Below are 13,843 nucleotides of genomic sequence, written 5' to 3' on the forward strand. Positions count from 1 at the left end.
AACTTACTACTCTATAATGGGTGAAATATATGCATAGTCTTTGGATAAACCATCTTACATCCTTCTTTATTTCATCAACTTTTGCCATAATTTGGTTAGTACTGAGATATCGAAAAACTACTCAGAACTTAGGTTATGAAGTTGCATTGGTAGAAATTGTTAGAAACTTCATCTATATCATTTCTTTGTTTGTATTCATTTCGAGTTTAAGACTAATTTCTTCCGATTTCAATGATGGTTTACTAGCTATTAATCTTTTTTATGGTATCTATTTTGCTATATATCTGATATATTTATCAACTTGGAAATGGCGCAGACAAGAAGCAGGAATTACACTACTAGATGTAGAGCAAAACTTAAAAAGTAAAATTTTCTTTTTTCTGGGATTGTTTTCACTAGTAGTTGTTGTAATTATTTCTGTATCATTTATTCAACAAATTTCCGTTAATTTTTCTATATACAATAGTTTTGAAAGCAAACAATTGCTTCTCTTACTTATATGGTGCTCTATTGCTGTTACGTTTATTACAAGTAGTTTCAACACATTGGAATTCACAGAAAAAGGCATTTGTTATAGATTTTTCTTTATAAAATGGGAAAAAATAAAATCCTATGCTTGGATAAAAACAAGAAACAGTAGGCTGATGATTTACTGTCACCCTAATTTTTTCCTCATTAACAGAATTTGGTATTTATCAATTCCTGTAACTCAGAAAAATGCTGTTAATGACATTCTGGCTCAATACGTGCTTCCTTTAAATAATAAGTGTTAAGTAAGTCAGCACAATTAATGTAGAGACGCTTCAACCAATGCGTCTCTACAAAAAAACTGGGTTTTTATGATTTCTGTACCGACGCTCCAGGAGGAGCGTGTATAAAATTTAATACTTTGAGACATATCTTCTTGCATAAGAATAATATACATATGATTTACAAGCGATCGCAAAAATCTGTCCGTCACTCCTCAATGCTGAAAAATCAGTCGAGAATAGCTCAACCTTCTCTGGAAACTTTAAAAGAGACTCATTCATTATTATCTCCTAAAAAATCAATTGCTAGTATTCCCAACAAAGCTGAGAGAGAAAGTATAAGAAGAAGCTTATTTCAACAATCGGCAGGAACATCGTCCGAGCAAGTTGTGCAACGAACCACAACCCAGTCTTCAAACTCTTATGACCCAGTTGATGAAGTATTAACTGAATACCATCAATCAAGTGACCGTGACGCGATTGATGAAGTATTAGCTGAATACTATCAATCAAGCGACCGTGACGCGATTGATGAGGTGTTAGCTGAATACTATCAATCAAGTGACCGTGACGCGATTGATGAAGTGTTAGCTGGATACCATCAATCAAGTGACCGTGACGCGATTGATGAGGTGTTAGCTGGATACCATCAATCAAGTGACCGTGACGCGATTGATGAGGTGTTAGCTGGATACCATCAATCAAGTGACCGTGACGCGATTGATGAGGTGTTAGCCCAGGAACAAGAACCGCTAGCTACAGCACAATCTTCAGAAGAAATCACCGCTAATAGTGTAGCAGCAGAACACTCTAAACCAGAAAAGAAAGCTGGTTGGTTTGAAAAAGCTGCAAATGCCATTTTTATCAAAAAGCATAATACCGCTGCTAAAAATACATTTAAAGATACCGCAACAACTGCTACACAAGCAGTAGCAAGTACAACAAATTCTGCAGCAGGACATTCAGGTATATTAACACACAGTGCAAATTTGATTTCGGGTACTGTGAATACAGGTGCTAGTGCTTCACTCTCAGGTGTAAGTGCATTTAGAAGCGGTCGTCAGGCGTTTAGAGCATATCAAAGATCCCAAGTCGCGCAAAATTATGCAGACAAGTTTGACGCAGAATCAACCGATGAGGATAGTAAAAAGCTTGCAGCAATATCGCAGTATATGGCTCAGAAACAGCGTAGAAGAGCGAAATGGTTAGGAAGTAGTGCGGGTTTATCATCTGCTGCTACAGTTGCAGGTATAGGATCTGTTGTAACTGGTGTAGCAACACCTCCTGGTTTGGCGTTAGGTGCGGTATCACTGGTATTTGGAGGAGCAAGTAGTCTGGCTAGTGTTGTTCCTAAGGGAAAAGGATTATATAAACGCTCCAAAGGTACAAAAGGGAAAAATCGAAAGGCAAATGCAACTGAATTATACGAACTAGCTAAAAAGGGACATGAGCCTTCTTTACAGTTCTTGTTAGAACCTAAAATAGGAGTTCTCCAGCAAGGAACGCGACCTCACATGAATGCCGATGGATTTTACGCTGAAGACTTACAAGATGAAAGTAAAAGAAAATTTATCATTAAATACATTCAGCAAAAAATGAGATCGTAGTTACAGTATTTTCTAGGTAAATAAAGTGAAGAGGAAGGGGTGCAAGGTATTGCGCCCCTTCTCGGTCATTAGAGAACATTTGGAGTTTGTGATTAACTGTTTTAAGGTTGACAGACCACTAGTACATGAAGGCAGAAGTACGCTCGTCTGAGGGCAGAAGGCACAAAAGCTTTTATTTTAAGCTTTTTGTCTGTTACTAAGGGTTACCTTATTTACGCCATGTTGTACTAGTTATTAAGAATAATTGTTGATATTTGATAGCCAATCGATGGACGATATTGTGTTTGTAAAATAGACCATATTTTTGAAGTTTCTTCCATGTTGAAAAATTCTGGGCTAATTTTAATTTGCCTTATTTGCTCTGCTAAATCGGAGATAGATACTGTTGCTAAAGCTTGAGATAAAACACTAGAAGTATTGACTGTAGAGGCATTTTTTAAAGCAGTGTAGATACTATCTTGCATAAGTATCGATGTTTCATGTAACAATTGCATGACATATCCTAACAAAATTTCTGCTTGAAAATCTTTTGCTCCGTAGACTGTAAGTAAATAGTGAAGGTCAAGCGCTAGAGGCAGATTTTTGGAGAGTACTTCTTTTGTAAGTCGATCGCTATGCTGGCGCAATTCCTGAGAAACCCAGTCAACATTGCGATTCTGTGTAACTTGGTAAAGAAACAGGTTGATTTGTGCATGCTCATCTGTTCCAATAGATATGCGATCTGGTGGTAAAGCTGTTACACTTACACCGCCAACACTTGTTGTAATTAAGTCATGAATGAGATGGTTTTCAAGTATATCTTTGAATACTGCTGTTACAGCTGCTATGGCGAGTGGGTTAGTCATTTTACAATAGTTTGAATTAACTCATTTTACTCCCAACACTTGAAGGACACAATAATATTGTGTCTCCTCAATGACTTTTACAGCAGATTGCAACTAAATGAGATATAGATATTGTAAGGGCGCAAGGCATTGCGCCCCTACTGCTATACTTCATTTACCTGAAAAAGGCTGTATCTATTGATTGTTAACTTAATAGCTGTAGCTTAAAACTCCATTAATATTAGCAATTCTTGGAATTTCAATAGCTGTCCTGTTATATGAGCCATTTACTCTACGGCAAGTAGCTGATAATGTATCTCCAGCAACATAAATTCGGGTGCAAGAATTTTGATAAGTGCTAGGAGCATCGGGGTTGGAATTATAGCTCAAATTTCCATTAACATTCTCAATTCCTCGGACTTCAATTGCTGTCCTGTTATATGAACCATCTACTCTCCGACAAGTAGCGGACAGGGTGTCTCCAAAAATACGAATATTAGAACAACTGTTTGCATAGGTGCTATCACCATAGGCTTCAGCTTTAGCAGTGTTGATGGAAGTAGCAGCTAAAATAGCACCGCAAGCTGCGACACTTATAAGACGTGGTAATTTTAATTTACCTAAATTGGACAGATAAGACATGGTATTCTCCTGATTTAAATTTGTTTGGAATTAGAATGAAATAAAAGGTTGGGGAGAGGGTGCTGTCAGATGGAGGGTTTAGAATCTACTAAGTATAAGTAAGTAGCCGAACATAATATTAAATGTAATTAGAAAAAGTCAAAAAAACGAAAAGAATTTTAGAAAAAAAGGAAAAAATCTCTAAAATTAAACTAAAGTCTATGTAATTCCGGTAATTTGCGATCGCATCATTGTGTAGGGGCAGATGTCCAAAGGTAAACTGCTGCTAATAAATCAATGATATATGGATAACCGTATTATTAATGCTAGTCTTTCAACTCAAAGTGTGACATTTAAACCGGGCGGTGTGCCATCTACGTTTGAGGTTACTGTCATTAATGGTAGCGATCGCTTTGCTGCTTTTCAAATGGAAGTTATAGCAGCAGGAGCAAATCGTAGTTCGGGTTCTCAGTGGTATCGTCTCTCACCAGAGGTTGCAGCCGCTAAGCCTCCAGGAGGTAGTACTCAATTCACGGTTGAAATTTTTGATACGCCATTACCTGCATTTACTGGTACTATAAATCTCACTGTGAGAATCTTTTCACCTCAGTTACGTGAAGAGCGTAAATTGGTGTTGAGACTTACCATTCAGCCGGGATCTGCATCTACACTGTTAATTCTGGAATTGCCAGTGCGACGGTTTCAAGTGTATCCTCGTAATTCAGTTGACATAGTAGCAAGGGTGCGGAATATGAGTCCGCATTCCGTAGAAACTTTACTCCGTCTTGATGGTCTTTCTCCTTCTTGGCTTACCAACAGTGCAGAACGAAGATTACTTCTAGAACCAGGTGCTCAAATTGAGACAACTTTTCCTTGCCAACCTCCATCAGCAGATCGATCGCCTAGCGAAGATTACCCTTTTACTGTTCAAGCAATAAGTCGCGATGGTGCTTCAACCCAAGCTGATGGCGTGCTTGAAGTTTTGCCAGTTGGCTTTGTTGGGTTTACTGCTGAGCCACAACAACAGACTATTCCCGATGGCGGTAAGTGGTGGCGATTACCGGATCGCAAGTCTAACTCAACATCATTTCAATTGCTCTTTAAAAATAGCAGCAATCTCCGTCAGCAAGTCGAGATACAGCTTCAAGGTAGAGATTGGCGAAAAGTCACTCATACGTCAGTTCCTGAAAATGCCGATTTGACTTTAGGAGACGTAACTAAAGTACTTCTTTATATCAGCACAAAACGCCATTGGATAGGATTGCCAAAAACTTTACGGCTAGAAGCGAAAGCTTTACTCTCAGATGGACGTTTGGGCAGTACAGATCCGACAACTCAGAGTCTTGATGTTAAAGTCTTACCTGTTATACCTTTATGGTTGTTATTATCTTTGCTGGCAATACTCGCAGCACTACTTGCACTTCTTCTGATGCCCGCACCTATAGGGCATACAGATATTGTAAATTCTGTAAGCTTTAGTGGTGATTCTTTTTCAGTAGTTAGTGGTTCCGATGACTGCACAATCCGTATTTGGTCAGTTGATGGCGATCGCTTAAACCCTAAAGGAATGGCTGCAAGCCCTATTGCGGCTAGTTGTGATGGGAAAAAACCATCAGCGAGGGGTCTTTTAGCAGTGATTGGTCAGGCTGTACGAACTTTACGTTTTATGCCGAAAGATAACGATCGCATTGCGGCTGGTTTAGAAAGTGGAGAGATTCAATTTTGGAATGTCCGAACAAGGGAAAAGGAATATACACTCCGCGATCCAAATGATATGACTAGCGATCGCGTATTTGCCCTCGTTTTTACCGAAAACTCCCTTAACCTATTTAGCGCTCACGGTAGTGGTAAGGTAAGACTGTGGAAGAGATCGGGACCCGGTACTAACTTTGAATCAAACCCACAAGTTATCGATCTAGGAAAAGATATAAAGTACCCCATACGAGCGCTAGCCCTCAGTGAGGATGAGACTATTTTGGCAACAGCTGGAGACTTTAAGCGTGTCGTGCTCATGAATCCAAGTTCTCCAGAAACAACGTTAAGGCAATTATCAGGATCGAAGTTAGTGGGTGGTGATGGAGACTATGTTTGGAATGCTGCTTTTGCTCCTGGCTCTCACATACTAGCAACTTCCGATTCTGACGGTTTTATTTCTATATGGGATCTTGATAACTGTACCGTCAATAATGCGACTCCCGATGGACAACAGAAATTTATTCAGCAACAATGCCAATTGCGCGATCGCTGGCGTGCATCACAAATATCAGTACGAGGTCTTAACTTTTACTTAGATGGTAGCAAATTAGTAAGTGCTGGAGACGATGGAAAAATTATCATTTGGCCTTTAAAATCCGATAAAACATTAGACAGAGCACAAGCCGCTAACGGTCAACTTGTCAAACAAAATGTTGTTAAAATCAACACATTAGATTTAACAAAAGATGTTCAAGGAACGATGGTTGTAGACGGTGACGATCGCTTACTCGTACAACTTCACCGCTTGCCACAATAACCACAGTCAGCAAACTCCTTTAAAATGCAAAACAAAGCCAGTCCACTATCGGTAATTATAGATCCTCCCGGCGTTCAACCCGCAATGCCTGGAGATACAGTTGAACTTTATATTGTTATTACCAATCAGAGCGATCGAGGTGCTGTTATTGATGTGTTTTTTGATGAAGCATCAGAAACCCTACATCAATGGAGCAACTCATCGCGAGAAAGCTTAGCACTCGGTCCTCAACAGAGTAGCGAGTTAACATTTCAGTTTAAGATTCCTACAAATACTTTACCAGGAACCTATGACTATACTCTAGTTGTAGATGCTCCAGAACATTTTCCTGAAGACACGCCGATACAGTATCCGCGACAACTCAAAGTTATGCTCAAAGAGCATACTGTCGTTCGAGTTAACGATCCCACTTTTTCATTAAAACCAGCCAGTAACCCTCGTAACCCAATAATTCTCAAATCAAAAGAGGCTTTGCAGATAGAAGTAATGGTTGACAATCGGTCAAACCGAGTCGATCGCTTTCGTCTAGTTTGCTCAGATTTAGAAGATGATTGGTATGCAATTCGTTACCCCAATACAGGTGTAGAAGGACCTGGTATATTAGCAGGAACAAGTGGATTAGAACTCAATCCAAATACCAGAGGAAAAATCCTGTTAGAATTAAAGCCTCCTGTCAATACTCTAGCTGGTAGTTACTCTCCAACGATTCGCTTGTACTCAGCGAACTCTCCAGATTTAGTGCTGCTAGATTTGGTATACATTCAAATTCCTCCGATACACTTACTCGATGTCGAACTATATACTCTTCGTGGAAAAATCAGTAACAGTTTTGGATTATATGAAATCAAACTGAATAACCGAGGTAACACACCACGAGATTTAAAACTTAATATCAAAAGCCGGGATGAAGAACAACTCTATAAATATGAATGCGATCCTCGGAAAGTCCGCCTATTCCCCAATAAAAGCACTAAAGTTAATTTAACAGTGAAACCCAGACCGTGGTGGCGACGACCGTTATTTGGTTCTGCACTTTCTCTGAATTTTCAGGTTAGTCTGCAAGATAAAGACGAATACCCTTTACCCGATAAATTACCTGAAGGTACTTTATTATGGAACTCTCGCCCGTGGTGGCAATTTATTCCTTTTTTTATAACACTTATAGGAAGTATAGTAGGAATTGCATTTTTAATTTGGTTCTTTTTCTTAAAACCACCTTCTCCTGCACAGTTAGTTGCTTTTTCTCCAGATAGTATTAATTACATTCAAGGTGATGAAATCCGGTTAGATTGGCAAGTTAGCAACTTTCAACAAATTTCTAAGCTAGAGATAGACAATCAAGGACAGACAAATAATCAAAGCCAAATACCCAGCGCTCCTCAGATTTTTGATTTCCGTAAAGGAATTCCCAATAAACTCAATAATATCTGTCAAGCACAACTTAAATACTTAACCTGTTCAAACTACGATACTGGCGTTACACAGCCAGGGAGTTATACTTTTACCCTTAAACTCTACACTCAAGGACAGAATAAACCTTCTTCCACCGAAAGTATTACAGTCAAAATCAATGAAAAACCAGCAGCCCGAGTTGGGAGTTTTCAATTAGACAAAAGCCAGTACACATCAGGCGATACAATACTTTTAAGCTGGACAATTCAGAATCCAGACCAACTTGCACAACTGAAAATTACTGGTAAATCAGATAGTGGAAGTGAGAATGTCCTTGCAACTTATACAAACGACCAATTGAAAAAGTCATGTCAACTAACATCTCAACTGCTTACCTGTACTAAGATTTCTTTAAAGACTCCCGAACCAGGAAAATATACGTTTGCACTCCAAGCTTTTTCTCAGTCAGGTCAACCACCTAATTCTTATCAAATAGAGTCTACTATTAACATTCTACCTAAACCACTTCAGATTGTATTTTTTACGCTAAATGGTAGTCAAGAACCTAATATAGTTCTTCAACCCAATGAACCTGTGGTTTTGCAGTGGGAAGTTGAGGGTGAAGACATTAGCGTTCAGCTGACACCTTTTGGAACTGTTGCTTCTGAAGGTTCATTAAACCTAGTGGCTAATGAAGCCTTACCAAATACAATTCAATTGACAGCAACTGATAAATTCGGTCATAGTAATTCTAAAGGGTTTTCTGTGAAAGTCAGCACTCCCACTCCACTTCCATCTCCTGCTCCTTTTATGCCTCTACCAAGATTTAACAGGTTTTAAATTTAGTACTAAGTAGCTAGGCACAAATAACCCAAACTACATTACAAGCAGGTAAATAGACCTGAAATCCTTACCAATGACTAATGACGCTCCTCACTAGTTAACTTTAGTTGTGTTAAAAAAACTAAGTTAGTGCTTAAAAGGTTTATCTAGCATTGTAAAAGCGATTAATCTTAGAGAAACTATTAAAGGAAGCAACACTTCACGTCGCGATCGCTGACTGAGATAATTTGTACTTTTGCTTCTTGAAAAGCTTGCTATAAATTCTACATTGATTCATTAGGTCGTATGCTCACTAACACACAATTATCTAACAAGTTAGACAACTTAACAAAAAATTTAAAACTGGCTAATAAGTTTAACTTTCTTCTAATACTTGTTTTTCTTGGCAGTATTATAGTCGGGGGAGTTATTTTCTCAAATATTTTGACCCAAAAAGCACAAAATGAAGTGACTGCTCAAGCCAATATTTTACTCCAAACAATGAATTCTGTGAGAAACTATACTACCGATGAGATAATACCTCTTTTTGAGAATAAATTGCAAAACAGTACAGAATTTATTCCACAAACAGTAGCATCTTTTTCTGCAAGAGAGGTTTTTGATAATGTTCGCAAAAATGATAACTATCAAGATTTTGTTTATAAAGAAGCAGCGCTCGATCCAACAAATATAAGAGATAAGGCTGATGATTTTGAAACACAAATAATTAACCAATTTAGTAATAATGCATCAGATACAGGGCAGTCTGGTTTTAGAAACTTGCCTTCAGGAAAAGCTTTTTATATTGCTCGCCGTTTAACTCTCGATAACCCAACTTGTCTCCAATGCCATTCAACTCCAGATAAAGCTCCAAAAAGTCAGCTAGCAATCTATGGAGATAAACATGGCTTTGGTTGGGAACTTGATAAAACGCTCTTCGCTCAAATGATTTATGTTCCGGCTGATAAAATTTTCCAACGTGCTAATCGTTCTTGGTGGTTGGTTATGACAATTGAAATCAGTATTTTTGCAATAATTATTATTGTCATTAATCTTTTACTAAGAAGGGCGGTCATTAAACCTATTATGCGAATATCAAAGCTCGCTCAAGCAGTGAGTACTGGTAAAGCAAGCTCTGATTTTGAACAAAAGTCTAATGATGAAATTGGTGTTTTAGCTGCCTCATTTAATAGAATGAAATCTAGTTTGGAAATTGCTATGAGGCTGATATCTCAAAAGAATCATTAGTTGTACTTAATTCCTAACTTAAGATGCGTAGTCTAAATTCTTCAGCTATCTTAGAGTTAGGAATCTGCTTTACTAAAAGACTAACCATCTCTACTGGGGAAATTTGGGGGTAAGATGCTAGAATTCCTTGAATGAGTGAAGGAGCTATTGGACCAATTAATTGAGCTAAGTCTTCTTCACATTCACGTATAAATCGTCTATCTACTGGTTGATTTTGCCAGTTTTGTAAGCGTGGCTTGGTTTTATCAATGGGTTTTTGGCTAAACAATATTGCTTTTTTCTCAAACTCTTGTCTCTGTTGCAGAGAAAGGTAAAGCATTAAATTTTCTACTAAGTCTTTAATATCCGATTTTCGTGTTGAGATATCTTGTATTAAGGTAGGTGCAATAGGTCCTATAACCTCTGAAAGAAGCTCAATCAGAGAATCCATTTCTAACGATAAAATTGCATCTGAAACTTCTTGTTCGTGAGGGGTTAGCGGTCGATAAACAGTGCTTTCTTCATAATTTATTTCGAGAGGGGGTAAATTCTGGGCAATTGTTTCACCAGTCACTACTTCCTTACGAACTGTTTTATCAAAATTACTGGTTTGAGAGGGGCCTCTTGGTTGTAGAATAGTCTGCCCCCGTTCGTTTGATGAAGGACGCGCAATGGTTTTGTCCTGGGAATTTTGGGGAGAACGTGCAACAGTTTTGTCATCAGCACTATGAACGGAAGGTTTTACCAAAGGTGTTGTTTTGCCTTCTACAACCATCGCTGCTTGTAACGCCTGCTTCAATTCGTCTACCGTCGCAAAGCGGTCATCAGGCGATTTTTGCAAACACTTCATGACTAGTGCTTCAAGTGATACTGGTAATTGTGATAAACCGGGTAGCGATCGCAATGGTACAGCAGGTTTAGTGGTATGAGCTATAGCCCAAGAAATTTCTGTCACTCTACGTGTATTGAATCCAAGACCAAACGGATCGGTACCGCTAAGCATTTCATAAATAATAATACCCAGGCTGTAAATATCCGCACGTCCATCCAGGTTCGTCATGACCTCCAACTGTTCGGGTGCAGCATAGTGATAAGTACCTAAAAACATATTTGTGAGTTTGGTATGTTCGGCAGAATCTTGCCGAATTTTGGCAATACCAAAATCTAAAATCTTGACCAGTTCTCCTAAAGTTGTAGGAACTAAAAAGATATTGTCGGGTTTTAAGTCACGATGAACTACTTGGATATGTTCGCTAACAGTCGCATGATTTCGCCATAAAGTGACTCCTGCATGAGCAAGGTGCAGACCATCACACACTTGAGAAATAATTTTAGTTGTTTGCTCTATAGACAGCCGACCTTCACGTCGTAATAACTGTCCTAAACTGACTCCGCGTAAGTACTCCATGACATAGAAGGGATAACCTTCTTGAGTCACTCCATAATCAGTAACTTGAACAATATGGTCGCTTTTTAAAGCCGCAGACACAGCCACTTCTCGTTCAAAGCGCTTTCTTAATTCTCCTGAGGTCACTAAAGTGTCTTTGAGGAGTTTAAGTGCGACTTGTTGACCTAACAGCGTATCCATAGTAAGAAAAACATCTCCCATACCACCAGCCCCTAAACGCTTGTCTAGGCGATAACGCTGATGGTCACCAATTGAACGACCTATCCAGGGATCTGATTGAGAAGAAGGTTTCATATAGCAAGCCTGAAAATATTTAGAATTTAATACTACTAATTAGCAAGGGAGCATCTCAATTTGGAAAAAATACGTTTGTGATTTTAATCGCAGCTATACAGGCTAAGTCCCTCCGTTGAAGCGCCTGCTATCGGTGAATTCTATTCGGAGGGCAATTGGTACTCTTTGGGATGCTCCCATTAGCAATTGTTGTAGGAGTGTTAGGTTGGAGTTTCAAAAGTTATATGAATAATTATACTAAAGAAATAAGCTGATTTTTTCAGCAATTAATGCTCTTGTTAAAGAATTAATCTTATATCTAAATATTTATATTTTGCAAGAAAAAATTATACGATTCATCTGAAATCACAATCAAGATATATTAGACGAAAGACTAAACTTATTCTCCAAATTATTTGTTATTTATTATGGTTAAGTCTTGTAAATGCCTAAGAATTCAGGAGCACTGAAAGTTTTTCGAAAACTCTCTAGGAAGAGCGATCGCACATAAAATAATCTGTATTAAATATTCACTTTATCAAAATTTGCAAAATGGAATCTTCTTCTCAACCAAATCCCTTGATAGATCGATTAATTGATGACCGCTTTGCAATAGTAAATGAGTCAAAACAGTCTTGGCAAGATGCGAGCGAAGTTACCGATAATACTATTGTTCAGAGTCCTTGCTCAAAAAAGGAAGTTTCTGATGCCACTATTTTTCAGAGTAACTCCTTTCAAGAAAAAATGACCGACACCACTATGGTTCAGAGTTCTTTCTCAAACAAAGAAGTTTCTGATGCCACTATTTTTCAGAGTAACTCCTTTCAAGAAAAAATAACCGACACCACTATGGTTCTGAGTTCTTTCTCAAACCAGGAAGTTACTGATGCTACTATTCTTCAGAGTACCTCCTTTGAAGAAGAAATGACCGACACCACTATGGTTCAAAGTCCTTGCTCAAACCAGGAAGTTTCTGATGCTACGATTGTTCAAAGTACGCCTTCTAGTCAAATACCTCACTTTCGCAATATTTTAAGTCAATTTTTACTATTTTTTGAGATAGTAATTGTTATAGGTTTGGTTATATTTGGTAGCATTGGTATTTATATTCAATTCCAGCATTATCAACAAAAGATCGAGCAGAAAACAAGTAATAGAGACTAAAAAGCCGTACAAGTTTTTGATAGTTTTAAATAAAGATTGAGCTTTGTTTTACCCCACTTTAGCCTAAATCAACTAATACCAATTTAATATGAAGCTGCATACAATTAGCCTGCGTATAGCCCTTACGGGCATAGCCTGCGGCATCGCGTAGCGTGCGCTTTGCGCTTAGGCAGGCTTTGTTTGTATAGCCGCACTCTTCTAGAGTGCGGGCAAATAATGTGCAACTTCACATAGATTTGGTATAAATCAACTCCAGACATGATTTGCTCAATCTATAGCAATTCCCACTTCGGTAAGTTATAGAAAAAAGTAATTAACCGCAGATGAACGCAGATGGACGCGGATAAATTTGTACTTCATCAGACCGGAAAACGCTAGAAAATCTAAAATGATATAAAGAGGGTAAAAATCCTCTAACAACAAAGGATTTGGTTGTACATCAAGCGCCAAATCCTTTGCTATATTTGATTGAGTCAATAGAATTGTTAGTTAAACAGCATTTACCATGTTTTTAATATAGAGTAATATGGCTTCTGCTGTTGGCAAATTTGTTGCAACCAAAACTTGATTTGCATTACATAACCGCAAGAGCGCATCTTCATTGGCTTGACTTTGAATCGGTAAGATATCTTTCAACAAAATAACTGCTAAGATGTCTCCGGAACCAATTAAAGCAGCTATCGATTGATGTCCTCCTGCTGGTACTGAAGCAGTCTTTTGAGAAGTGGCAAAACCAGTTTTCAGGAATAAAGCTTCACTGATACCGGGAGTTGAGATGGTGAGACATCTGAATAGAAAATTTTTATGCTGAGTTACGAAATCTACCAAATCTGATTTTTTACTATCGTGAGCCATAAGAGCAATGTACTTTTTACTCAGAATCTCTAAAGCTTGCTTCGGCAACTGAGGAGTTTGATTTGAGGTTTCAGAATCTTCTTCACTTGCGTCTTCAATATCTGAGTCGAGCGTTGCTTGAGAATTGTCCACTTTGTCCTCATTTGAAAGCTTTTCTGCTTCTTCAACTGTGTTAGCGATCGCATCAAAATCTTCTACCTCTTGAGTTTCAATGTTAGTTTCTTCAGAAACTTCATTTTCGTCTAGAGTTAATTGAGTATTCACTACTGAAATCAGATTTTCGTATTCCTCTTGGTTAATAATTTCTAAGTCCTGAGACACTGGTTGAGAGATAAGATTATCTTCACCTTCATCTTCATCCAATTCATCTTCAGCTAAAGGCAATTGAG

10 protein-coding genes are annotated in these 13,843 nt (G+C 38.2%); 6 read left to right on the forward strand and 4 right to left on the reverse strand.

The window, feature by feature from the left end; all coding sequences use genetic code 11:
- The first annotated feature begins 29 nt into the window (after positions 1-29).
- Positions 30-773 (forward strand): DUF5673 domain-containing protein, encoded by a 744-nt coding sequence (locus AB0756_RS24600; protein ID WP_038081268.1) that lies wholly within the window; start codon positions 30-32, stop codon positions 771-773.
- Positions 774-925: 152 nt separating this feature from the next.
- Positions 926-2,356 carry a hypothetical protein gene (locus tag AB0756_RS24605; RefSeq protein ID WP_167844776.1) on the forward strand — a complete coding sequence of 477 codons (1,431 nt, stop codon included), beginning with the start codon at positions 926-928 and terminating at the stop codon, positions 2,354-2,356.
- 227 nt (positions 2,357-2,583) lie between these two features.
- Here AB0756_RS24605 and AB0756_RS24610 read toward each other — a convergent pair whose 3' ends face one another.
- Positions 2,584-3,201, reverse strand: a complete 618-nt coding sequence (locus AB0756_RS24610; RefSeq protein ID WP_038103120.1) for a DUF4255 domain-containing protein — start codon at positions 3,199-3,201, stop codon at positions 2,584-2,586.
- Between the two features lie 189 nt (positions 3,202-3,390).
- A complete protein-coding gene (locus tag AB0756_RS24615) occupies positions 3,391-3,822 on the reverse strand; it encodes a mannose-binding lectin (protein WP_038103118.1) in 432 nt (143 codons plus the stop codon).
- Positions 3,823-4,105: 283 nt separating this feature from the next.
- Here AB0756_RS24615 and AB0756_RS24620 point away from each other — a divergent pair, with 283 nt between their 5' ends.
- From AB0756_RS24620 to AB0756_RS24630, 3 genes are all read left to right on the forward strand, one after another.
- On the forward strand, positions 4,106-6,313 hold the full coding sequence (locus AB0756_RS24620) for a WD40 repeat domain-containing protein (protein WP_038103116.1): 2,208 nt from the start codon (positions 4,106-4,108) through the stop codon (positions 6,311-6,313).
- A gap of 24 nt (positions 6,314-6,337) precedes the next feature.
- The gene (locus AB0756_RS24625; protein ID WP_038103113.1) at positions 6,338-8,545 is read left to right on the forward strand and encodes a hypothetical protein; all 2,208 of its coding nucleotides are present in this window, start codon (positions 6,338-6,340) and stop codon (positions 8,543-8,545) included.
- Positions 8,546-8,833: 288 nt separating this feature from the next.
- Positions 8,834-9,775 (forward strand): c-type heme family protein, encoded by a 942-nt coding sequence (locus AB0756_RS24630; protein ID WP_050046713.1) that lies wholly within the window; start codon positions 8,834-8,836, stop codon positions 9,773-9,775.
- A 13-nt stretch (positions 9,776-9,788) separates the two neighbouring features.
- On the opposite strand, the gene AB0756_RS24635 is transcribed toward AB0756_RS24630, so the two are convergent.
- Entirely contained in the window at positions 9,789-11,456 is a 1,668-nt protein-coding gene (locus tag AB0756_RS24635) for a serine/threonine protein kinase (RefSeq protein WP_167844777.1), read from the reverse strand.
- A 531-nt stretch (positions 11,457-11,987) separates the two neighbouring features.
- Between AB0756_RS24635 and AB0756_RS24640 the strand changes: the two genes are divergently transcribed.
- Complete coding sequence (locus AB0756_RS24640) at positions 11,988-12,599, forward strand: hypothetical protein (protein ID WP_038103112.1); 612 nt, start codon at positions 11,988-11,990, stop codon at positions 12,597-12,599.
- A 489-nt stretch (positions 12,600-13,088) separates the two neighbouring features.
- Here the strand turns inward: AB0756_RS24640 and AB0756_RS24645 are convergent.
- Positions 13,089-13,843 (reverse strand): hypothetical protein (locus AB0756_RS24645; protein ID WP_408104014.1); only part of this gene is annotated, 755 nt, incomplete at its 5' end.

The sequence above is a fragment of the Tolypothrix campylonemoides VB511288_2 genome, assembly GCF_045999855.1.
In the GTDB taxonomy this organism is placed as follows: domain Bacteria; phylum Cyanobacteriota; class Cyanobacteriia; order Cyanobacteriales; family Nostocaceae; genus Scytonema; species Scytonema bouteillei_A.